25 protein-coding genes are annotated in these 21,389 nt (G+C 42.1%); 1 reads left to right on the top strand and 24 read right to left on the bottom strand.

What is annotated here, in order from left to right; translation table 11 throughout:
- Window positions 1–13 precede the first annotated feature (13 nt).
- From hbs to WA279_RS03505, 9 genes are all read right to left on the bottom strand, one after another.
- Complete coding sequence (hbs, locus tag WA279_RS03545; protein WP_003153447.1) at window positions 14–292, bottom strand: non-specific DNA-binding protein Hbs; 279 nt, start codon at window positions 290–292, stop codon at window positions 14–16.
- Between the two features lie 373 nt (window positions 293–665).
- Window positions 666–2,144 carry a stage IV sporulation protein A gene (gene spoIVA, locus WA279_RS03540; protein WP_003230572.1) on the bottom strand — a complete coding sequence of 493 codons (1,479 nt, stop codon included), beginning with the start codon at window positions 2,142–2,144 and terminating at the stop codon, window positions 666–668.
- 182 nt (window positions 2,145–2,326) lie between these two features.
- Window positions 2,327–3,061, bottom strand: a complete 735-nt coding sequence (locus WA279_RS03535; RefSeq protein ID WP_015714176.1) for a hypothetical protein — start codon at window positions 3,059–3,061, stop codon at window positions 2,327–2,329.
- 21 nt (window positions 3,062–3,082) lie between these two features.
- Window positions 3,083–3,286, bottom strand: a complete 204-nt coding sequence (locus WA279_RS03530) for a DUF2768 domain-containing protein (RefSeq protein WP_004399143.1) — start codon at window positions 3,284–3,286, stop codon at window positions 3,083–3,085.
- Between the two features lie 338 nt (window positions 3,287–3,624).
- The gene (locus tag WA279_RS03525) at window positions 3,625–4,662 is read right to left on the bottom strand and encodes an NAD(P)H-dependent glycerol-3-phosphate dehydrogenase (protein WP_003230566.1); all 1,038 of its coding nucleotides are present in this window, start codon (window positions 4,660–4,662) and stop codon (window positions 3,625–3,627) included.
- A 17-nt stretch (window positions 4,663–4,679) separates the two neighbouring features.
- Window positions 4,680–5,990, bottom strand: a complete 1,311-nt coding sequence (gene der, locus WA279_RS03520; protein WP_021481550.1) for a ribosome biogenesis GTPase Der — start codon at window positions 5,988–5,990, stop codon at window positions 4,680–4,682.
- 153 nt (window positions 5,991–6,143) lie between these two features.
- Entirely contained in the window at window positions 6,144–6,338 is a 195-nt protein-coding gene (locus WA279_RS03515; protein ID WP_014480135.1) for a capping complex subunit for YIEGIA, read from the bottom strand.
- Window positions 6,335–7,228: a YIEGIA family protein gene (locus tag WA279_RS03510; RefSeq protein ID WP_003230562.1), complete on the bottom strand. Its 894-nt coding sequence runs from the start codon at window positions 7,226–7,228 to the stop codon at window positions 6,335–6,337. Before WA279_RS03510 ends, WA279_RS03515 begins: the two co-directional genes overlap by 4 nt.
- Window positions 7,225–7,824: a YphA family membrane protein gene (locus WA279_RS03505; RefSeq protein ID WP_003230560.1), complete on the bottom strand. Its 600-nt coding sequence runs from the start codon at window positions 7,822–7,824 to the stop codon at window positions 7,225–7,227. Before WA279_RS03505 ends, WA279_RS03510 begins: the two co-directional genes overlap by 4 nt.
- Before the next feature lie 77 nt (window positions 7,825–7,901).
- Here WA279_RS03505 and WA279_RS03500 point away from each other — a divergent pair, with 77 nt between their 5' ends.
- Window positions 7,902–8,033, top strand: a complete 132-nt coding sequence (locus tag WA279_RS03500; protein WP_003225499.1) for a YpzI family protein — start codon at window positions 7,902–7,904, stop codon at window positions 8,031–8,033.
- A 42-nt stretch (window positions 8,034–8,075) separates the two neighbouring features.
- On the opposite strand, the gene fni is transcribed toward WA279_RS03500, so the two are convergent.
- From fni to WA279_RS03425, 15 genes are all read right to left on the bottom strand, one after another.
- Entirely contained in the window at window positions 8,076–9,125 is a 1,050-nt protein-coding gene (gene fni, locus WA279_RS03495; protein WP_336154289.1) for a type 2 isopentenyl-diphosphate Delta-isomerase, read from the bottom strand.
- A 12-nt stretch (window positions 9,126–9,137) separates the two neighbouring features.
- Entirely contained in the window at window positions 9,138–10,286 is a 1,149-nt protein-coding gene (rpsA, locus tag WA279_RS03490) for a 30S ribosomal protein S1 (RefSeq protein WP_249850954.1), read from the bottom strand.
- Window positions 10,287–10,518: 232 nt separating this feature from the next.
- Window positions 10,519–11,193 carry a (d)CMP kinase gene (gene cmk / locus WA279_RS03485; protein WP_015383984.1) on the bottom strand — a complete coding sequence of 225 codons (675 nt, stop codon included), beginning with the start codon at window positions 11,191–11,193 and terminating at the stop codon, window positions 10,519–10,521.
- A gap of 78 nt (window positions 11,194–11,271) precedes the next feature.
- Window positions 11,272–11,448, bottom strand: coding sequence for a YpfB family protein (locus WA279_RS03480; RefSeq protein WP_021481556.1), 177 nt, complete (start codon window positions 11,446–11,448; stop codon window positions 11,272–11,274).
- Window positions 11,449–11,492: 44 nt separating this feature from the next.
- On the bottom strand, window positions 11,493–12,146 hold the full coding sequence (gene dgrA, locus WA279_RS03475; protein ID WP_336154284.1) for a cyclic di-GMP receptor DgrA: 654 nt from the start codon (window positions 12,144–12,146) through the stop codon (window positions 11,493–11,495).
- Window positions 12,147–12,239: 93 nt separating this feature from the next.
- On the bottom strand, window positions 12,240–13,592 hold the full coding sequence (gene ypeB, locus WA279_RS03470) for a germination protein YpeB (protein WP_336154283.1): 1,353 nt from the start codon (window positions 13,590–13,592) through the stop codon (window positions 12,240–12,242).
- Window positions 13,593–13,626: 34 nt separating this feature from the next.
- On the bottom strand, window positions 13,627–14,544 hold the full coding sequence (sleB, locus tag WA279_RS03465) for a spore cortex-lytic enzyme (protein ID WP_014480142.1): 918 nt from the start codon (window positions 14,542–14,544) through the stop codon (window positions 13,627–13,629).
- 138 nt (window positions 14,545–14,682) lie between these two features.
- The gene (gene prsW / locus WA279_RS03460) at window positions 14,683–15,339 is read right to left on the bottom strand and encodes a glutamic-type intramembrane protease PrsW (RefSeq protein ID WP_336154281.1); all 657 of its coding nucleotides are present in this window, start codon (window positions 15,337–15,339) and stop codon (window positions 14,683–14,685) included.
- 119 nt (window positions 15,340–15,458) lie between these two features.
- A complete protein-coding gene (locus WA279_RS03455; RefSeq protein ID WP_336154279.1) occupies window positions 15,459–16,433 on the bottom strand; it encodes a YpdA family putative bacillithiol disulfide reductase in 975 nt (324 codons plus the stop codon).
- A gap of 108 nt (window positions 16,434–16,541) precedes the next feature.
- Entirely contained in the window at window positions 16,542–17,816 is a 1,275-nt protein-coding gene (gene gudB, locus WA279_RS03450) for an NAD-specific glutamate dehydrogenase (RefSeq protein ID WP_003230536.1), read from the bottom strand.
- A gap of 155 nt (window positions 17,817–17,971) precedes the next feature.
- A complete protein-coding gene (locus tag WA279_RS03445; RefSeq protein WP_003230533.1) occupies window positions 17,972–18,556 on the bottom strand; it encodes a genetic competence negative regulator in 585 nt (194 codons plus the stop codon).
- A 158-nt stretch (window positions 18,557–18,714) separates the two neighbouring features.
- The gene (locus WA279_RS03440) at window positions 18,715–19,494 is read right to left on the bottom strand and encodes a metallophosphoesterase (RefSeq protein ID WP_336154277.1); all 780 of its coding nucleotides are present in this window, start codon (window positions 19,492–19,494) and stop codon (window positions 18,715–18,717) included.
- Between the two features lie 86 nt (window positions 19,495–19,580).
- Window positions 19,581–20,024 carry a YpbF family protein gene (locus WA279_RS03435; RefSeq protein ID WP_015383991.1) on the bottom strand — a complete coding sequence of 148 codons (444 nt, stop codon included), beginning with the start codon at window positions 20,022–20,024 and terminating at the stop codon, window positions 19,581–19,583.
- A gap of 62 nt (window positions 20,025–20,086) precedes the next feature.
- Window positions 20,087–20,818 (bottom strand): LysM peptidoglycan-binding domain-containing protein, encoded by a 732-nt coding sequence (locus tag WA279_RS03430; protein ID WP_336154276.1) that lies wholly within the window; start codon window positions 20,816–20,818, stop codon window positions 20,087–20,089.
- A complete protein-coding gene (locus WA279_RS03425) occupies window positions 20,769–21,371 on the bottom strand; it encodes a CPBP family intramembrane glutamic endopeptidase (RefSeq protein ID WP_336154275.1) in 603 nt (200 codons plus the stop codon). The genes WA279_RS03430 and WA279_RS03425 overlap by 50 nt, the downstream gene beginning before the upstream one ends.
- Between the last annotated feature and the right edge of the window lie 18 nt (window positions 21,372–21,389).

Below are 21,389 nucleotides of genomic sequence, written 5' to 3'. Positions count from 1 at the left end.
TCTATATTCACAATTATTTTCCGGCAACTGCGTCTTTAAGCGCTTTACCTGGTTTGAAAGCAGGTACTTTGCTTGCTGGAATTTCGATTTCTTCACCTGTTTGAGGGTTGCGTCCTTTACGTGCAGAACGTTCACGCACCTCGAAGTTACCAAAACCGATCAGTTGGATTTTATCACCGTTTTTAAGTGCATCTAAGATCGTATCAAAAACAGAGTCAACTGCTTTTGTAGCGTCTTTTTTAGACAATTCGCTTGCTTCTGCAACCGCATTGATAAGTTCTGTTTTGTTCATGCCTTTCACCTCCTCCCAAAAGGATACATTCAGTTCGTTTATTATCATTTCTTCACAGTTCAGTCTGATTCTAAACCTGTCTCACAAAAAAATAAGAGCAGGCAAGAGAAAGACAATTAAACGGCTTTTTAAGAAAAACTGCACTCTGAGGAATGTTTGTCCAACAAAGTGAAGAATTTCTGTATGTAGAGTAACACATATAAAAAGCCATATCAAGCATTTTAAAGCGTCAATCCCTTGCTCGTCAAGGATTTAACGTGTTTTACCGAACAAATATTCCTTTTTTTCCTTTTTTCATCCTATTCCTTGATCCTTTTCCATTATTAAGAGCAAAGAAAAAAGACCTCCCATTCTATAAAGAGGTCTACCGGTATTACAGGATGATGGCGATTAAGCCGCCAGAGCCTTCGTTTATGATTCTTTCTAATGTTTCTTTTAATTTATACCGTGCGTTTTCAGGCATTAATGACAGCTTTGCCTGAATCCCTTCTCTCACAATTGAGCTCAGCGACCTTCCGAAGATATCGGAGTTCCAGATGGAGAGCGGATCATCCTCAAAGTCCTGCATTAAATAGCGTACAAGCTCTTCACTTTGTTTTTCCGTTCCGATAATCGGGGCGAATTCGCTTTCGACATCGACTTTGATCATATGGATCGATGGAGCGACAGCTTTCAGCCTCACACCGAATCGCGAGCCCTGCCTTATAATTTCCGGCTCATCGAGACTCATATCAGCTAAAGCAGGCGCTGCAATGCCGTATCCCGTCTGTTTGACCATTTTTAAGGCATCAGACACTTGATCATATTCTGTTTTCGCATGGGCGAAGTCTTGCATGAGCTCAAGCAGATGATCTCTTCCTCTGATTTCGACGCCCACAACTTCTTTTAGGATTTGATCATATAGATGATCAGGCGCGTACAAATCAATTTCTGCCACCCCTTGGCCCAGCTCAATTCCGGCTAATCCGGCACTTTCAATGAATTCAAACTCGCTGAATTGGCCGACAACCCTGTCTACGTCCCGGAGCCGTTTAATATCCTTAACCGTTTCCTTCACGGACTCCTGATAGCTTTCACGCAGCCAATGGTTTTCTTTCAGCACCATTACCCAGCTTGGGAGATTGACATTCACTTCTAGCACCGGAAACTCGTAGAGGGCCTCTCTGAGCACACTCAGCACATCTGATTCCCGCATGCTCTCTACACTCATTGCCAATACCGGGATATCATATTTTTCGCTTAAATCCTGGCGCATGGCTTCCGTTTCCGGGTGATACGGCCTGACTGAGTTGATGACCATAATAAAAGGTTTGCCAACCTCTTTCAGCTCTTCAATGACTCTTTCTTCAGCCTCTATATAGTCACTTCTGGCGATATCTCCAATGGTGCCGTCTGTCGTAATGACAACTCCGATGGTCGAGTGTTCTTGAATGACTTTTCGAGTGCCGATTTCAGCAGCCTCATGAAATGGGATCGGTTCTTCGTACCAAGGCGTATTGATCATCCGCGGCCCGTTTTCATCTTCATATCCTTTAGCGCCGGGCACTGTGTAACCTACACAATCTACTAATCTTATATTCACATCGAGTCCGTCTGACACATGAACAGACATCGCCTGATTCGGAACAAATTTAGGCTCTGTAGTCATAATGGTTTTGCCGGCTGCGCTCTGCGGCAGTTCATCCTGCGCTCGGGCCCGGTCTGCTTCGTTACTGATATTCGGGAGCACCACAAGCTCCATAAATTTTTTAATGAACGTGGATTTTCCTGTACGGACAGCACCTACGACTCCTAAGTATATATCGCCTCCTGTTCGTTCAGCGATATCCTTGAAAATATCGACCTTTTCCAAGTGATCCCCTCCCGGACTTCCTATCCTTTTCAATTTTATTAAGCTCTTTCAATCAAACACAGGACACTATATGTGTATGACGTTGTCCTATTTGAATATGACATCTTTAGAAAATTTCTCATCCTCAATCTATTAAAGTATAAAAAAACCTTTCTCCCTATTTGTATGCAAGGGAGAAAGGTTCATTCCTTTTTCATATCATTTTCTAAAAAAACAGGTTCCTGTTTGTCATTTACCGTATATTTTACAGAAAACGCGGGGACAAAGGGGGTTTCCTGCCAAATCATATCCTGGATTTCAGTCCCGGGTTTAAACGTTTTCTTGCTTTTTTTGAGGCAAGAAGCCAGCTCAGTCCGGTAATCGGCATATATTTCTCCGTCTCCGTCAATCATAAGCGGCAAGGAATTCCCTGAGATTGGGCTTGTCACTGTAAGAGAGCTGCCATCCCCAAGCTTCTTCTCATCGAGTGTAAATAAATCACGAGATAGCACATCCTTGTAAGGCGGATATTGATGCTCCTGACGATACATTTGGATGCGCAATTTCACATCGCGAATTTTTTCTGCCATCTTTAGATCAATTAATTTAACAGTCGGATCGTTCTCTACGTCAACAAGCACGTATTGATAGTCTCCCCCGCTTTCAAATGCCGTACTTGGAGGTTCAGCTATGTATCTTGGCGCTAACCGGTTAAAGTCTATCGGATATTTTTGATATAGCGGTGTCGACATATCTTTGGTTTGAATGGGAAGCAGCCCTCCATTTGCCTTTTGAAATTCATCAACAGCAGATTGAACCTGCTTTAGCTGGTCTTGATAAGGAATGGCATGCACACTGCTTTTCCGTTCATTTGGATATAAACATCCGGATAAAAACACGACTGCCGCAAAAATGATTGCGCACTTCAGTTTACCCATACAGCACTTCCTTTTACAGCTTTATTCATTGACAGGGCCGCTAAAAACCACGACAAACACAATAATCCCAGATATGAGCATACACATGTATGCGAATGATGAAATCGCAATCTTCAAAAAACGGTTTTGGCACTTAAAGCGGCTTAAATAGATGGAAGCTACAGCCAGAAACATCAGACCCATGGACCCTAGAGCAAACCACATTTTCATCAATGCCAGATTCAATGACGTGCGCCTCCCCGATATGTATGATGTAAGCGTTATATTATATTTTAATATACAGCGCCGGAAAAGATCAACCAGATTTTCCATCCTTTGATAGAACAAAAAAAACTGAAGCAAAGAGGGGGACCTTCGCTTCAGTCAACTTGACTATATTCACCTGCACGTTTAAGAAACACTCTCTTGGACTTCGATGCTATAGTATGCGACTTGGCATACAGATGCATCCTCTATTGCCTAAATCGGCAAAATGTTTCAGGAGATCCCAAGACTTGGGTGTTCTTCTGTTTTTCGAGCTTTCGTTCAATTAAGATATGCGATTCACCATTTGATTGACACTTTTACTTCACTTGATTTTCAAACGTATTTACCAAATCCTCCATCTCGTGGGTTTTTCCTCTCGCCATTAAAGATTCAACAGCGGTTTCCACTTTTTGTCCGTTGAATAGGACCTGATGGAGAGCTTCTGTAATCGGCATTTTAACATCATATTTCTTCGAAAGCTGGTAAGCCGCTTTCGTCGTGCGGACGCCTTCGACTACCATTCCCATCTCTTCAAGAACATCTTCAAGCTTGTACCCTTTTCCGAGCAAATTGCCCGCACGCCAGTTTCTGGAATGAACACTTGTGCACGTCACAATCAGATCGCCTACTCCTGTCAATCCAGAGAACGTCAAGGGATTTCCGCCCATTTTCGTTCCGAGTCTCGCGATTTCGGCAAGTCCGCGTGTAATCAAAGCAGCTTTGGCATTGTCGCCGTACCCTAAACCATCTGTAATTCCTGCAGCAAGGGCAATAATATTTTTTAAAGCCCCTCCGATTTCAACTCCGATAATGTCAGGATTTGTGTACACCCGAAAATTGTGATTAATAAATAGATCCTGCACCTCTTCTGCTGCCCTCATGCTCTTTGAAGATGCAGTAACAGTTGTGGGGTGCCGCAACCCTACTTCTTCCGCATGACTCGGGCCGGAAAGGACAACGATATCTTTTCTGACATCACTCGGGAGCTCAATTTCCATAATTTCAGAAATGCGCAGAAGTGAATCTGGCTCAATACCCTTGCTGACATGAACAAAGACTGCCTTTTTCGTTATAAAAGGGACAGCCTGTCTCAGCACTTCCCGAATTGCTTTTGTCGGGACCGCAACGATAATGACATCTGCGTCTGAAACAGCCTCTTTCATATCTGTTGTTCCTTTAATGGATGTAGACAGCTTAACATTCGGCAAATAATCTTTGTTTTCATGCAACTCATTAATTTGATGAATTAAATCTGCACGGTGAGCCCACACACACACTTCATTTCCATTATCAGTTAGAACTAAAGCCAGTGCTGTTCCCCAACTCCCTGCTCCAAGCATTGTGACTTTTTTCATGTTTGATTCACACCTTTTTATTTTCTAGCTCTTGCAAATATTTTGATTGGTGTCCCCTCAAAACCGAACGCGTCTCTGATTCGGTTTTCTAAAAACCGTTCGTATGAAAAATGCATCAATTCCGGATCGTTTACAAACACAACGAAGCTTGGCGGCTTTACCGACACTTGAGTCGCATAGTAAATCTTCAAACGAGAACCGTTATGAGTCGGTGTCGGATTCATTGCCACAGCGTCCATAATGACATCATTTAAGACGTTTGTTTGAACTCGAAGTGAATGATTTTCACTTGCTTTAATAATCGCAGGCATCAGCGTATGGATCCGTTTTTTCGTTAAGGCAGACATAAATAGGATTGGCGCATAATCCAGAAATTGAAAATGATCGCGAATATTTTCTTCAAATTCTTTCATTGTGCTCTCATCTTTGTCAACAGCATCCCATTTGTTTACGACGATTACGACGGCCTTGCCCGCTTCGTGTGCATAACCGGCGATACGCTTGTCCTGTTCAATAATGCCTTCTTCGCCATCCAGCACAACCGCCACGACTTCTGAGCGGTCAATCGCTTTCAGCGCCCGCAGTACACTATACTTCTCAGTCGTTTCATAGACTTTCCCTTTTTTTCGCATACCTGCAGTATCGACAATGACAAACTCCTGCTGGTTGTAAGTAAATGACGTATCAACAGCATCTCTTGTCGTTCCAGCCACGTTGCTGACAATAACCCGTTCTTCGCCGAGCATTGCGTTCACAAGTGAGGACTTTCCGACATTCGGACGTCCGATCAGACAGAATTGAACAACTTCCTCATTGTATTTCGTTTCTGGAATGTTTTTAAAATGCTCTGCAACGGCATCGAGTAAATCACCCAGTCCGAGTCCGTGTGTTCCCGAAATTGGATACGGCTCGCCAAAGCCTAGCGAATAAAAATCATACATATTCGCTCTCATTTCTGTGTTATCCAGTTTATTAACCGCTAAAACAACAGGCTTTTTTGTGCGGTACAAAATTTTCGCCACTTCTTCATCAGCAGCTGTCACGCCTTCACGGCCGTTCACCATAAAAATAATCACGTCCGCTTCATCCATGGCGATTTCAGCCTGCTGGCGAATCTGCGCTAAGAACGGCTCATCACCGATATCAATACCGCCCGTATCAATCAAATTAAAATCATAATTCAGCCATTCAGCCGAGCTGTATATCCGATCCCTTGTCACGCCAGGGGTATCTTCTACTATTGAAATTCTTTCTCCCGCAATCCGGTTAAAGATTGTGGATTTTCCTACATTTGGTCTCCCGACAATGGCTACGACAGGTTTACCCATAGTACCCTTCCTTTCAATCCAGCCGCTTTCATTTTTACATAAATTTTCAACCGGTTATTAAAATCATTTCATTCACTTTTATGAAAAGAAACCCTTCAGAGGAAGGGCTTAACTCATTTATTATATCAGTTTTTACTGGGATCACAACTATTCTTAAAAATGTTTCACGATCAAATACACGTCATCTCCGATTCTGTGAGCTATTCCATCAAGGATCGCCTCAAGATTTTTAGCGAAAAGCTCCATCTCCTTTTGGTCATTGCAAAAAAAGACAGGTGCTCCCCCTGCAACCCGGTTTGGATTTGTCGTGATTACAGACAAAATCACTTTCGTAAGAGATTCACTCATCCTATCACCTTATCCTGATTCTTGATAAATTCAGTCGGCATTCTAATCGCATTTTCCAAGGTTGGAACATTGCTAATAATTTGAACAGCCGTTTCGGGATGGTGAATTTGCGGGAGAACAAATACCGCCACTCTCCCATCATTTAAATCCCGTTTTGCAATTGGTGTCAAAGATGGCTCTCCTGAATCCCGATAAACCCCGAGCACATTGGAAACATCAAATAAAATGGCCTGACGCTGCCCTAAATTTGCTATCGTCGCTGCTGAATTAAAGTTTTTTGGCGTTAAAATAAAGCCCATGCCATGCTTTAAAATCAGTTCCTGTTTCTCTGGAAGCCCGATATTCATCATATAAATATTATCAACAAACAGTCCCGGACCGTCAAAGCGCGGCTTTATGTACTCGATGTCTACAATATCCTTCAACACACTGCCCGACATAAATTTCATGGCCAGTAAAAAACAAACGACAGCCGCTATGACAGCAGCCCAGATGGATAAAAACACATACGCAGAGGTTGTCAAAAGCGCTGTAAAGATCACAATATAATTTCTGCTTTCAAACGCAATGGCAATCCCCTCAATATATGTGCTTCCCCTTGAGACAAGTTCATACGAATCCATTTGCGTCAATGTGTTCCGCTCCATGTTTCGGACATCTCTAAATTGCGTCGCTGCCAATGTTAAAAATGTGATGGCCGTAAATTCCTCCTGCAAAAGCGCCGGCATAATAATTGCACCTAAACCAGCCGCTATCAACCCCAGTGCGATGTGAATCACTTTCCCATGAACATAGGTCGGATACTGGCGGTAATCCGTTTTCAGCATATAAAGCCTTGTCGCTATTCCGGCAATGACCCCAGCAATAATCGGATAGATGTAATCACTCATGACATTTTGGTAGCTCCTTTGTTTGATCTTTTGCTTTTCTGACCAATCTGGCTTGCGAGGTGTTCGTATTTAGATATGCCAAACAGCAATATCATCCCCGCAGAACACGCATTCAGCCATTGAAAGCCGCCGACAGCCATAGCCCCGGCCAACTTCTGGATCACAAATGAATACACCAGTTCGCCTTGGCACATCCCTAGGACAAATAAGACAAGCTGCTTCTCAAAATTCCTTTCAACAGAAGCTGTTAAAAGCACTATTAATATAACAGCAGCCCACTCAGGTTTTATGATGAACCAAACCGGGTCATATAATGCAAAAAGATAAACAAACGCATACGCGGCAACAAGCGTCAGATAGACCATGATATAACGAAAACGATACATTCCCAAATACCCGGCATAGACACATCCACAAACGAAAAACATCAAATATGCAGCATTCAGGGAAAAATATAAAGCGATGTCATGTATGCTTAGAATAATATTAGTTAAAATAAAGACAGAGACGGCAATTCGTCTTTTCGTCTTTTCAAAAATAAATGTTGTCAGAACCCACAGAAACCACATTGACCAATAGTAATAAAATTGTTCCATTTTACTTCCTCCATATTCCCAGTATGGAGTTCAAGCACATTTTTTAAACAATCGATCTCACATTAAGGAGTATGATCATGGGAAAAGACAGACAAGAGAAAAAACTCAAAGCTTCAGGCAGAGTCGAATCAGACCGCGACCAGTCCATTCACTATGACGGAGCGACAAGCCTTGAACAAAACGGAAGATTCAAAAAGCGAAAATCATAATACAAAAAGCCCAAACCACATATGGTTTTGGGCTTTTATCATTTATCGCACACTATAGCTTGATGTATTGACCCCTCTCTCCGTGAGCCAATGATGGGTTTCACCTTTGATCACAAGGGGCGCCTTTTGTAAATCGGCAATCGTTCTGGCACCCAGCACGGTCATAATCATCTTTAATTCCTCAAGGATCAGCTGAATCTCCTCAAGCAGTCCTTCCTCACCGCTGTCAGTCAGCGCTTTTAAAAAATGCCCTGCCATTCCGGTGCAAGAGGCCCCAAGCGCAATTGCCTTTGCCACGTCAAGTGCATCTTGCAGACCGCCAGAGGCGATCATGGTGCTTGCAGGAAACTCAGAGCGGATTTCCGCCAAACTTGCAGCTGTCGAAATGCCCCACGAGTTAAAAAAGGAGATTTGCCGCTGTCTTCGGAGATTTTCGATTTTCGAGAAATTTGTTCCCCCGTAACCGCCAATGTCAACAGCTGCAGCACCAGCTTCATACAGCTTCCCTGCTGATTCTTTGCTCATACCGAATCCGACTTCTTTCACAATGACTGGTACACTGACATGACTGCAAATTTGTTCAATACGTTCCAGTGCGCCGCTAAAGCTTCTGTCTCCTTCAGGCATCACAATTTCCTGAATCACATTGAGGTGGATCTGCAGCGCGTTTGCTCCAATCATCTCAACAGCTTCCTTTGCCTGAGTAGCCGTTGCCTCGCTTCCCAGGTTGGCAAAAATCAGCCCGTTTGGGTTTTCCTTTCGAACAATTTCATAGGAAAGACGCTCTGATGGATCTTTTAATGCTGACATTTGCGATCCCACAGCAAGGGGAATTCCAGCCTGAGAAGCTGCTCGCGCAAGCGATTTATTAATCTCATATGTAAGTTTTCCGCCGCCGCCAGTCATTGCATTGATAAAAATCGGCGAACTGCTTGAAAGTTCGCCGATTTTTGTGGAAATATCTACTTGTTCTAATGCAAGATCGGGCAGACTGACGTGAACAAACGTAATATCATCAAGACCTGTTTCCCGCTTTTGGCCGGTGGACAGGGCATGATTGATGTGTTGTCTTTTCCGTTCTGCTCGAGTCACGTTTATCACCAATTATTTTAGTTTATTCAGCTTATCTCCGATCAGATCTCCAAGCTGGAAGCCAGTGCTTGTTTCTTCCTTCGCTTGATATTGACGGTAATCTTCCTGATCAGCTTTAGGCGTTTCTTCAAGTTCACGCATGCTTAATGAAATGCGCTCCTCATTTTCATTCACATCAAGAACCTTCACTTTTACAGTCTGTCCTTCTTCAAGAACTTCATGCGGCGTGCCGATGTGTTTATTGGAAATTTGAGAAATATGAACGAGACCTTCAACACCTGGAAGGATTTCAACAAAGGCACCGAAGCTTACAAGACGCTGTACGGTTCCTTCAAGCACATCGCCAGGCTTCACTTTTTCGCCGATTTGGCTCCAAGGTCCAGGCAGTGTATCTTTGATTGATAAAGAAATACGTTCATTATCACGGTCAACCGATAACACTTTCACTTTTACTTCTTGTCCCTCTTCAACAACGTCAGACGGCTTCTCTACATGAGCGTGGGAAAGCTGTGAAATGTGTACAAGTCCGTCGATGCCGCCGATATCAACAAACGCGCCAAAATCAGTCAGGCGCTGTACTTTGCCATCAAGTACACTTCCAACTTCAAGAGACTGAAGAAGTTCTTGTTTTTTATTCGCTTGTTCACTTTCAACAACAGCACGGTGTGAAAGGATCACGCGGTTTTTATCACGGTCAAGCTCTACAACGAGCAGTGACAGTGTTTTTCCTTTATAGTCAGTGAAGTCTTCAACGAAATGTGCTTCAACCAGTGATGCCGGAATAAAACCGCGAACGCCGATATCAACGACAAGGCCGCCTTTCACGACATCTTTCACTTCAGCTTCAAACACTTCTTTTGTTTCAAATTTTTTCTCAAGGTCTTCCCAAGCGCGGTCTGCATCAACAGCACGTTTAGATAAAATCAAAGCATCGTCTTCCACTTTTGTTACTTTCAGGTCAAGCTCGTCGTCTACTTTAACAACATCCGATGCTTTCTCTACATGAAGACTTGATAATTCACTGATTGGAATAATACCGGATTGTTTGACATTGATAATTTCTACATCTACATGTTTGTCTTCTACCTTTGTCACAATCCCTTTAACTACATCTCCAACCTCTGGCACTTGAACATCAATTTGATTCATTTCCTCTGTCATTTGAATAACCTCCTTGGTCCAAACCTACACAGCTTAATTAAAACGGTTTGAAAGCTGAACATATAACATGCCCGCTTTTAGCCGAATATGTATTAAAGAATCATCCAAAAAAGTTTTTTGAATGATCAATAAAAAGTTTTATTAGTATTAACTTCTAATAAAAGGACAGGTTTGTCAAGCAATAACATTCTATCTTCGTTGAAAAGTTCAAAAAAAGTGGCATTTGCCATCCTCAGCGGGACTTTTGCTCCACAGCCTCGAGGATTTTATCAGCTACCTCTTGAATGGAAAGCGATGTCGTGTCGATTTCAAGAGCGTCTTCTGCTTTGCGGAGCGGAGATACTTCGCGCTCTGAATCAAGCTTGTCTCTTCTTGCAATTTCCTCAATTAATGTTTCGTAGTTGACATCAAAGCCTTTTTTCACATTTTCTTCATAACGGCGTTTCGCTCTCTCTTCAACAGATGCCAGAAGAAAGATTTTTACTTCTGCATTTGGCAGCACATGCGTCCCGATGTCACGACCATCCATGACGACGCCGCCTTTTTCCCCAAGCTGCTGCTGGCGTTTCACCATTTCTTCTCTGACACTTCTGTGCTTGGCCGCAATTGAAACTTGGTTGCTGACTTCATCTGTTCTGATCGCCTCAGTTACATCGGTGCCGTTTACAAGCACTTTTTGTCCATCTTTTGTTGTAATCAGCTCAATGTCTGTCCGCTTTAGCAGCTCAGCCAGTTTTTCTTCATTTGTCAGCTCAACGTTTTCTTGTAAAGCCGCGTAAGTAATCGCTCGATACATTGCTCCTGTATCAATATATATGTACGATTTTTTCTCAGCCACAATTTTGGCAACGGTGCTTTTCCCTGCAGCTGCCGGGCCGTCAATTGCAATCGATAATTTCTTTTCCATAATTCCTCTCCTTGCTCTTTTCTCCTCTATGGATTGTATCACGAACTTTATGAAAAAGGGTGAAAAATTGATGAATAATTAATGTTTGAAGGTTTCAATCTTATTGTCCCCCTCCATGTTATCCACCCCTTCATATTGAATCACTTTTGATACGTATGGTTCAATATGCTGATAGTGAAAAAGAAATTGGACACCAAATAAAATGATGGCCTGAATGAACAATAATTTGATCAGCAGCCGTTCAAATGTTTTCATTGGAGCACCTCCATTACAAATAGTATGGAAGTGTTTGCCGATGTTTATTCCATTCGGGCCTTTCTTCTCTTATTTAACTGGCGCCTGATGCAGTATTGAAGCAAAGCCTGCTGGTCACCTGCTGCAATTTCCGAATACTCTAAAGTCATTTTGCGTTTTCCTGACTTGGGGTCATTAAAGATTCGTCTGACAACTGCTTCTGTTTCTATTTGACGTGTGTGCTCCTCTTCAGGAAGACGAATGATCAGACGCAATGATTCCCCCGATTGAAAAGAAAGGCCATCAGCTAAAACCACGGCGATGCCGCCTGCACTGATGTTATAGGATAGTGTGCGGATCTCTTCCTCATTTCCCGGCTGAATTTGCACATCTAATACCGCATCAGTTCTTACATATTGGCGGCGCTGGATTCTTTTCATTTTTTCACGGGGAGGCATTTCAAGACAGATCATTTGAAGTCTGTCCTTCACTTTACCTTTTATACGGCTTATAAAGCGATAAGGAACTTCGTCTTTTCCCACAAACTCTACCGTTACTTCCATATCGTTATGTAAAATCACAGTTCGCCCTGTAACTACATCAACAGGATACGCGATCAAAAGTTCATTGTTTTCGATGCTGACCGCCTTGCTTTTTGCCTTTTTCAATTCATTTTCTTCTATATATTCTAAAAGTACATTTTCTCCAATCTCTATCATTGACTTCACTCTTTCGCATTCAATATACTCACGTTTTTATTAAAGCACGTAATGAAAAAAAGGAAAAGACATTTAGTCCTTTCCTCCTGTTTTTTATAGGTCTTTATATATAGGTTCTGCATTTTTTAGTTTTTCAACCTTTTCTTCCGATCCGTCTTTGGCATTGATATACATTCTGAATGTGTCATTTTCAATTGTCCCAAGCATTTCGTAGCATAACACTTCTTGACCTAGTTCATTTGTAATCAAAGCGAGCCTTGTTTCTCTCACTTGTACATTTTTATTTAATTTAGACTTTGCCTCTGCTTCAGTAATTGCAGGCTTAGGTATGGTTCTTTTTCTGTGAGATGTGAGGAAGTCTCTTGCTGAAAAGCCGACAACCTCACCGTCATCCAAGGCCACTTTCATACGAATTGCCTCGGGGTACATCCGGACTTTATTTTCAACAGGAACATATGAAAATACACCGATTTTATCATATTGGGCACTTTCATCAATTTCCAAATCATCTGTTTCAAATCCGTTTTTCTTTAAAAATGCAAGCGCTCGGTTCGATCCGTCATTTAAACTGATTTTCTGATCTTTCACTTCTCTGTTTTGGATCAAGTATACCGGATGCCCGCCCTTCTTCGTAATATCCATATAAATCACTGCTTTATGGTCTGGATCTTTCATGCTGATGCTATATACATCGCGATTTGTTTTTTTTCCGCTCTTTACCACTTTAATTGAATAATTGTCATCTGGGGCAAAGCGCTCAGCAATTTGTTTTGCTTCCTGTTCGGAAATTTGTTTTCCCTTCAGATGGCCGAAGCCTTTCTCTTCTTTTTTCGTGCTGGTGAAACTCGGACCAAGATCAGTGCCAGTGGAGAATGCACCAACATTTTTTTCGACTGTTTTAAAGCTGTTGATAATCGTATTATCACTTTGTTTTTCGTCAGAAGCCAGGGCCATTTCTACGTCCATCCAACGAAGGTTTTTGCTCATGACAAGGTGCTGAACATGACGCAATTCATTTTGTATATCTTCGGACTGCTGATATAGCTTATTTAGTGATGTATACTCGTTTTTATCAAGCGGCTTTTGGTCCAAATCTCTGACTGACGTTTTATAGCTGAAATCGCCGATCTTTGATAATAGCTCTTCAGTTTTATTAAACGGCATTAATGTAAGCGGCAGCTGACTGACACTGTTATGAGCTTCTGATGTAATCCTCCACACATCGATCAATGCAGGCGACAGTGATTTTTGGCTGTTCATGGCAAGTGTTGTTCCGATTTTATCATGAAGCTGATCCATCTGATAGGTAAGCTCATGAAACGCCCGCTGATAGTTATTTTCAGCATGAAGAAGAACTGCGTCTTTTTCCTGGTGTTCTTTGTATCCCCAGTAGCCTGTACCGACTATTGCAATACCAAGCACGGCGATTAAAATTCCTCTGATCATTTATCACACCTCTTTTTATGCTTTCTCATATCTGCTACTCACAGAAAATGTGTTTACCGATTCTTTTAATCTGCGGACGCCCCCAAATCCACGGACTTGTTGCCGTATCCGGATTAAAGTAGTAAAGTGCTTCCTCTGATGGGTCCCAGCCATTGATGGCATCCAGCACTGCTTCTCGGGCCGTTTCATTCGGCTGCATGTAAATTTGTCCGTCGGCTACTGCTGTGAAGGCAAGCGGCTCAAAAATAACCCCCGCTACTGAATTTGGAAATAACGGGCTGTTCAAACGGTTTAAAATGACTGCTGCAATAGCAACCTGCCCCTCGTACGGCTCGCCCCGGGCTTCGCCATAAACCGCTTGAGCAAGCAGCCTGATATCGTTGTTGGAAAATCCACCAGGCATGTTCGCTGCTACCGCATCCTGTTTTCTTGCTTTTGCTGGTGTATTGTTTTGCTGTTTATTCGCATTCGCTTTAGGCTGCTGCGTTGTTTTTTCTGCAGGCTGTTTCTGCCGTGCTTCTGCTTGTTGTCTTGCCTTTTGTGTTGCTGCTTTTGATGGTTTCGTCTGATACTTTAGCGGAATTTTTCCGTAATGCGTGAATGTGTTCCCTTTATTGAGCTGTTCCATGACATATTCACGATAGTATTTTGATTTACATATTAAGGTTTGCTTTGTTTTAGCTCCTACAAGGCCGTCAACCTCTTTTAACCCGAATTGATCCTGAAAATTTCGAACTGCCCAGTACGTCCCCCATCCATAAACCCCGTCAATTTTTCCGTTATAATATCCGTTGTATTGAAGACGCGCCTGAAGCTCGACCACATCATCCCCTGTTGCCCCTCTTTGAATGACCTGATTCGAAAAGGCAGAGATGGTTTCAGTATTGAAAAACGTCGTTATTGTAAAGGAAAAAAGGATGAGACATGCCATAATCGATCCTTTGGACTTCATCTTTTCAAGCCTCCTACTGCAAATTTTTAAGTATAATCGTATTTTCTGTAACGAGGTTATTTTTATACACTCTTTCCTTGTTATCCCTCAGAACATAAAAACTGCACACAAAAAAGCCACACGGTTGCTGTGCGGCTTCTATACTTGCATCATATTAACGGCACGGGCTTTTTTCGCTTTACGCAAACCAAACCACCATAAAAATACCATAAATGGAAGCATATAATAAATCCAATTACTAAGCGCTGTTAGGATAAAATCATATGATCCATGCAAAAGGGATGGGACAACTAAAGAAAGAGTAAGCCACTTTACACGCGCCTTATCAGCGGAAAAACGGGCTTTTCCAAGGTAAAATCCCATTATAACGCCAATCAAGGCATGGCATGAAACAGGCAGCAGCGCCCTGACAAACGCATGCTCCACGCCGTGGCCAATTAAATAAAGAATATTTTCGAGGGTTGCAAAACCGAGTGATACACTTGTACCGTACACAATCCCGTCATAATGCTCATCAAAGTGGGCGTGCGGGTAAACACTGATCATCAGTATAAACCATTTTAATGATTCCTCCAAAAACCCCGAAGATAAAAAAGAAACGAAAAAGCTTCCGCCTCCTACATTCTCTTTTTCAAGTACATACTGGATAAACATGATGGGAAATACAAGAACAACCCCGAGAAAAAACGACCGTAGCACCATATGTACAGGTTCATTATCATACTGATCTTTTAAATAAAAATAACTTAATAACGCGATGCCGGGGGCAATTCCTGCAGAGATGATTGCAAACATCAGGCAACCTCTTTCCTTTATATTCCTACGTCTATCCTACCATGTTGTTTAAAATTTTACATCTGTCTGCACTTAAAAAAACAAAAAGAGCATACGAATGCATCATATGCTCCTCATCTTTAATGGTTTTCTCTTTTGGCGATTTCCGCTGCGATATGCCCCCCGTGAAACCTGCCGTTTTCAATAAATATTTCATTTGCATTGTTTCCCGCAGCAATAACACCGGCAATAAAGACACCTTCAACGTTCGTTTCCATCGTTTCTTCGTTGAAAAATGGACGCCCTGTTTCTTTATCAATTTCAACACCAATTTTTTCAAGAAATTGATGATCGGGATGATAGCCTGTCATGGCAAATACAAAATCATTTTTAATGGTAATGGGTTCTTTCTCTCCGGAGCGAAACACAACTTCATTCTCGGTGATTTTTTCGACACAAGCGCCAAATTCCATACGGATTGTACCGTTTCTGACGAGAGCTTCAAATTCCGGCAGAATCCACGGCTTAATGCTCGGAGAATACTCATTGCCCCTATATAAAACTGTGACACGCGCCCCAGATTTCACGAGTTCAAGGGCGGCGTCCACGCTTGAATTTTTCCCGCCGATAACAACAACATCTTTATCAAAATACGGGTGGCCTTCTTTAAAATAATGAAATACTTTCGGCAAATCCTCACCGGGTACATTCATATAGTTTGGATGATCATAATAGCCTGTGGCGATGATACAATATGGCGTCGTGTAGGTCTCTTTTGACGTCTCAATAACGAATGTGTTTTTTTGCGTTTTCGTCACTTTATGCACCATTTCAAATGCGTTAACACGGATGTTTTTCCGTTTGACGACTTCCCGGTAATACGATAAAGCCTGAATTCTGACAGGCTTCCTGTTTTCCGTAATAAATGCCACATCTCCGATTTCGAGCTTTTCACTTGAGCTGAAAAAGGTTTGATGCGTCGGATAATTGTAAATACTGTTAACGACATTGCCTTTTTCGATGACGAGGGCATCAATGCCAATTTGTTTTAGGTGAATGGCAGCAGATAGTCCGCAAGGCCCGCCGCCTATAATAATTGCTTTTTCTTGAATCATTTCTGTCAACTCCTGCGATTGGCATTTCACTTCATATTTTCTATTTCCGAATAAAAAAATCTCCTATTTTATCATAGGAGATTTTTTATTTTTATGCAAATCATCAACTTATATCCAGCCTCTAAAACGCGAAGCTTCAGCCATTTTGCGAACGCCGACCATATATGCAGCGAGCCTCATGTCAATTCTTCGGTTGTTAGCCATTTCATAAATATTGTTAAATGATTTGACCATCATTTTTTCTAATTTTTCTTCTACCTCTTCTTCACTCCAGTAGAAGCCTTGGTTATTCTGAACCCATTCAAAATAAGAAACTGTTACGCCACCGGCACTTGCCAGCACGTCTGGTACAAGCAGAATGTCCCGGTCTGAAAGAATTTTTGTTCCTTCAAGCGTTGTTGGTCCGTTCGCTGCTTCAACGACAATTTTAGCCCGGATATTATGGGCATTTTCTTCTGTAATTTGATTTTCAATCGCAGCAGGAACGAGAATATCACAATCTAGCTCCAGCAGCTCTTGGTTGGTAATGGTATCGTTGAAAAGCTTTGTTACGGTACCGAAGCTGTCGCGTCGGTCGAGTAAATAATCGATATCAAGGCCTTCCGGATCATAAAGTCCGCCATACGCATCTGAGATGCCGACAACTTTTGCCCCCGCATCATGCATAAATTTTGCCAAATAGCTTCCCGCGTTTCCGAAGCCTTGGACAACGACACGCGCACCTTTAATATCGATGCCTCTCTTCTTAGCCGCTTCTTTAATACAGATGGTAACACCTTTTGCTGTCGCAGATTCTCTCCCGTGAGATCCGCCAAGCACAAGCGGTTTGCCTGTAATAAATCCAGGCGAATTAAATTCATCAATTCTTGAATACTCATCCATCATCCAAGCCATGATTTGTGAGTTTGTAAATACATCCGGTGCCGGCACGTCTTTTGTCGGGCCGACAATTTGGCTGATCGCTCTGACATACCCTCTGCTCAGACGCTCCAGCTCTCTAAACGACATATCCCTTGGATCACAAACAATTCCGCCTTTACCACCGCCATATGGAAGATCAATTATGCCGCATTTTAAACTCATCCAAATTGAAAGCGCCTTCACCTCTTTTTCTGTTACGTTCGGGTGAAAACGTATCCCGCCTTTCGTTGGACCGACAGAGTCATTGTGCTGCGCACGATATCCTGTGAAAATCTTTACTGAACCGTCGTCCATACGAACAGGTATTTTTACCGTTAATAACCTCATCGGCTCTTTTAACAATTCGTATACCTCTTCGGGATATCCCAATTTTTCCAGAGCCTTATGTATTACGGTTTGGGTTGATTTTAATACATCAAGTTTGTCCTCTTCTGTATGACCGGTGTTTCGATCGGCTGCCATTTGAGTTAACCTCCTAGAATCTTCTGTTTCTCACATGCTCCCTTTCAGAGAATAGTATACACCTTCATATGATCTGTGCATAGAATAAACGTTATGTTTTTCCATGTTTTTTAACGAAAAAAAACTGCTGAAATCAGCAGTTTTCCGTTGCATTCTTATGAAAAATGAGTTTGTATCGTTTCTACGGCATTACCGTCCATAATGAGCTTACCATACTCTTGCAGGCGATAAATCGTTAAAGTTGTTGGATTGCCGTATTCGGCCAGAACCGCCACAACCCCTTCAGCCGTATGTGACCCTAGATCTTCAAGGCTTAAAAAGTACTGCCCGTCATAGTGGTAGACAGTTCCCCCTGTGATACCGATTCGCTGTAAGCTTTCTGAAAGCTGAATGATATCTTCAAAGGAATGGAATTGATATATGATGTCCGCGCTTTCATCAAGCTTGACTTGCATTTCGATGTAATCATCATCATACTCATCGTCTTCTGAATCGGCGTCTTGGTTCTTTGTTACAATCACGACCATCCCTTGTGCTTGGAGAGAATACACTTCCACTGCAATCGGTCCATTCGCTTCAAAGCCGAGCTCTGTATTTGCTTCATTCATCATATCTTTAAATAACTGGTGGACTTTAAATGAGTCCTTCCAGAGGTCTTCTTTTGTCAATCCCCGGTCTGTCAAATCATCGAGGGTTAAAAAGATTTTGATCTTATTATAATTCAGACGCTCAAGCCGCATAACGTTCCCTCCTGCCTCTACTTGCACACAAATCATATAACACATTATATGAGATGATGAGTCATAGGTTCTTAATTGTTATCAGTTTACACTGAGTTCACTAGTAAGACAAGCACAATGCAGTTTTTATTGCCATATGGATTTTTGCTTTTTAGAAGTTATTCTGGTCCGCAAAGAGTCACAATGTGTGTTTCAGGCTTAGCACCTAAACGAAGAGGCACTTTTGTCGTGCCGTAGCCGTTGCTGATCAGATATGCCGCGCTTTTAACAATACCTGTTTTTCCCAGTTCATAAGGGCCAAATTTTCCAAACCTGATCTGGCCTCCATGGGTATGTCCGCTGAATATCACATCAATACCGTCATCTTCATTGATTTGTTCATGAATCTCCGGATTATGGCAAACCAGAATATTCAGCTGGCTTTCATCAAGTTCTTTGATGGCTTCCTCATAATGATCCATCTCCATCCTGATATCATCAACCCCCGCAATCGCAATCGTATGCCCATTGTATGAAAACGGGACTGACTCATTTCTCAGAGTGATGACGCCGTGCGCTTTAAATATGGAATACAGCTTATGCTGCCTGACTTCATAATCATTATTCCCCCACACAAACACGATAGGGACCCCGAAATGTACGAGCCTTTTGATGTTTTCCTCGATTCTCGCACTGGGCACCCCGCCCTCAGCTAAATCACCGCCGATTATAACCAAGTGAGGGGCATGGCTTCGCGCTTTTTCTAAAAGGTCTTGATCGATGAGACGTTTGTGAATGTCTGAAATAAAAAAGATTGTCAGAGGCGGCTTGCCCTTCATCTTTGATAAAGGAAACGTATGTGTCTTCAAATGATTGCCTTTTGCTGTTGCATACATTTTTGCCGTCATTGCCGCTGCCGCAACAGTTAGTACACCGGCAATTTTCACTGATAGCTTCATAAAAAACTCTCCATTCTTTTTAGAACTTATCAATAAGACGGACAATAAAAAAAAGACGTTTCTATCGTTTGAGAAAACGCCCCATTTTATTTACTTTCAAAATATAGATTAATGTCATATTTGTGCTTCATCATATGAAAAACAGACTCTCTCGCCTTCCATTTATCGGGCTGTGGCCAGAGATCAGTGCTTTTCTGAATAATTTCACATCTCAGTTTATGGAAATCAATCTCGGATTTTTCTTCCTTTTTCTTGAAATAATATGAAGTGCAGTAGGCAAAAGCGGTTGCCAGCATCCAAAATAAATAAAAGGTATGGCTTAGTATTTCTTGAAGTATAAGCTGAGGCTCCGGGCTTTTGATCATGATCATAACACATAATAAGCCTAGGCAGATAAGTGAAGCCCATCGCCATCTGCGGCATTGTGCTGCATAATTTTCGAATTTTTGTTTTCGTTTTACCAGCGCTTGGAGCATCTGTTTGGTCGGCGCGTCTGTAAACTGATCCAGCTGATTCCATAAGGATTCCATACGCTTCACACCTTGTCCATTTTCATTGCTACAATATATGAACGTAAAATAAAAATAATACCCTATTCATCCATTAAGGGGATGTCCAAAACTTGTCCGGTGTAAACATCATTTCCATTCAGATGATTATACGCTCGAATTTTTTCTTCTCCTGTCCGGCTTTTATAATACTTCATGGAAATGCGGTATAGCGTTTCTTTCTTTTGGACGGTGTGCTTGACAACGCGATTCGGCACATTTTGAACTGGCTCAGCCGGCTGCTGTTGCTGTTCTTGCTGTTGTACTGTTGATTGGGAAGAGGAAGCAGCCGCGGCGGTTGCTTCCTCCTTATTTGCCGAGTCTTCTTTTTCCGCTACAGCAGTCTGTTTCTTATCAGCAGCTGTTTGCTCTTTTGGCTTGGAATCTTCTGGCTCTTTTTTTGACTCCTTCTGCAGTGCGGTTTCTTTAGTGTCTGCGGTATCGTTTTTATCCTCTGATTTCGGGACAACCTCATATTTGCTTTGGCTGCTGTCAATAAAAACGTCTTCATAATCGTCATGATTATCCGGGTGGCTCTTTAGATAAAATAACGTGACTAAAACGATAACTGGCACAAATACAAATATTACTGCGAGTACTGTGAATAATGGCGTTTTTGTTTTGCCTTGCTTTTTTTTCTGTTCTCTTTGATTTTTTACAGATTGTCTTGTCGGAAGGCTTTCTCCATCATCGACATAATCGTCCGCCAATGCGGCGTTTTGATCTTCATAAAGATCCTGGGCTTTTCTTCTCTCTACTCTCGACATGTTCGTCATGTTTATCCCTCCTCACATGTTCAAAACGAATCTGACAGGCAAACACGGCATCAATGATAAAATGCGCCGTCATCGGAACAAATAAGTTGCCGGTCCATTCATACATCAGACCGAGCAAAAAGCTGATTGCTGTCACCATAATAAATAACAGCCATTTTGACAAATACCGAAAGTGCAGAGCGGCAAATATAAGGCTGGCCGCCCATAAACCGATATGAGTCTGCAGCACTCCTCTGAATAACATTTCTTCCGCGAAAGCAATCAGAAGCGTTAAAAATATAATATGAGGGATTGACCTCTTACTGAATATTTTTTTATTGATTCCGCCGTCATCATATAAATGAGACGGAAACCATTTCATTACTGCCATATCGGCTAAAATAACAATAACAGCTATAGAAACACCATACCAGATGATTCGCATATCGCGAATGTCCCAGAGCTTTAATACGTCCCGTACATCCTCAAAAAAGAACAGTCCTGCTGCAGCAGCGGCAAAGATGATGAGTAGCTGCGTCAAATATAACTGCTTCAGCATATCACGGTCAGACATATGCTGAATATAATCTTT

Source organism: Bacillus sp. 204(2023) (genome assembly GCF_037027505.1).
Lineage (GTDB): Bacteria > Bacillota > Bacilli > Bacillales > Bacillaceae > Bacillus > Bacillus subtilis.
The sequence above is the reverse complement of the archived record's forward strand: the minus strand, read 5'-3'. Positions and strand labels throughout refer to the sequence as shown.

What these genes read in the sequence shown, in the direction of transcription:
- WA279_RS03425 (WP_336154275.1), bottom strand. Translation starts at nt 21,371, where the DNA reads ATGTCTGACCGTGATATGCTGAAGCAGTTATATTTGACGCAGCTACTC.
- dgrA (WP_336154284.1), bottom strand. Translation starts at nt 12,146, where the DNA reads ATGATAGAGATTGGAGAAAATGTACTTTTAGAATATATAGAAGAAAAT.
- WA279_RS03455 (WP_336154279.1), bottom strand. Translation starts at nt 16,433, where the DNA reads ATGATTCAAGAAAAAGCAATTATTATAGGCGGCGGGCCTTGCGGACTA.
- der (WP_021481550.1), bottom strand. Translation starts at nt 5,990, where the DNA reads ATGGGTAAACCTGTCGTAGCCATTGTCGGGAGACCAAATGTAGGAAAA.
- WA279_RS03445 (WP_003230533.1), bottom strand. Translation starts at nt 18,556, where the DNA reads ATGCGGCTTGAGCGTCTGAATTATAATAAGATCAAAATCTTTTTAACC.
- ypeB (WP_336154283.1), bottom strand. Translation starts at nt 13,592, where the DNA reads ATGATCAGAGGAATTTTAATCGCCGTGCTTGGTATTGCAATAGTCGGT.
- WA279_RS03430 (WP_336154276.1), bottom strand. Translation starts at nt 20,818, where the DNA reads ATGACGAACATGTCGAGAGTAGAGAGAAGAAAAGCCCAGGATCTTTAT.
- WA279_RS03500 (WP_003225499.1), top strand. Translation starts at nt 7,902, where the DNA reads ATGGGAAAAGACAGACAAGAGAAAAAACTCAAAGCTTCAGGCAGAGTC.
- WA279_RS03535 (WP_015714176.1), bottom strand. Translation starts at nt 3,061, where the DNA reads ATGGGTAAACTGAAGTGCGCAATCATTTTTGCGGCAGTCGTGTTTTTA.
- hbs (WP_003153447.1), bottom strand. Translation starts at nt 292, where the DNA reads ATGAACAAAACAGAACTTATCAATGCGGTTGCAGAAGCAAGCGAATTG.
- WA279_RS03435 (WP_015383991.1), bottom strand. Translation starts at nt 20,024, where the DNA reads ATGGAATCCTTATGGAATCAGCTGGATCAGTTTACAGACGCGCCGACC.
- WA279_RS03525 (WP_003230566.1), bottom strand. Translation starts at nt 4,662, where the DNA reads ATGAAAAAAGTCACAATGCTTGGAGCAGGGAGTTGGGGAACAGCACTG.
- WA279_RS03515 (WP_014480135.1), bottom strand. Translation starts at nt 6,338, where the DNA reads ATGAGTGAATCTCTTACGAAAGTGATTTTGTCTGTAATCACGACAAAT.
- WA279_RS03510 (WP_003230562.1), bottom strand. Translation starts at nt 7,228, where the DNA reads ATGAGTGATTACATCTATCCGATTATTGCTGGGGTCATTGCCGGAATA.
- gudB (WP_003230536.1), bottom strand. Translation starts at nt 17,816, where the DNA reads ATGGCAGCCGATCGAAACACCGGTCATACAGAAGAGGACAAACTTGAT.
- WA279_RS03480 (WP_021481556.1), bottom strand. Translation starts at nt 11,448, where the DNA reads ATGAAAACATTTGAACGGCTGCTGATCAAATTATTGTTCATTCAGGCC.
- sleB (WP_014480142.1), bottom strand. Translation starts at nt 14,544, where the DNA reads ATGAAGTCCAAAGGATCGATTATGGCATGTCTCATCCTTTTTTCCTTT.
- WA279_RS03440 (WP_336154277.1), bottom strand. Translation starts at nt 19,494, where the DNA reads ATGAAGCTATCAGTGAAAATTGCCGGTGTACTAACTGTTGCGGCAGCG.
- rpsA (WP_249850954.1), bottom strand. Translation starts at nt 10,286, where the DNA reads ATGACAGAGGAAATGAATCAAATTGATGTTCAAGTGCCAGAGGTTGGA.
- prsW (WP_336154281.1), bottom strand. Translation starts at nt 15,339, where the DNA reads ATGTTTGCAATCATCTCTGCAGGAATTGCCCCCGGCATCGCGTTATTA.
- cmk (WP_015383984.1), bottom strand. Translation starts at nt 11,193, where the DNA reads ATGGAAAAGAAATTATCGATTGCAATTGACGGCCCGGCAGCTGCAGGG.
- WA279_RS03505 (WP_003230560.1), bottom strand. Translation starts at nt 7,824, where the DNA reads ATGGAACAATTTTATTACTATTGGTCAATGTGGTTTCTGTGGGTTCTG.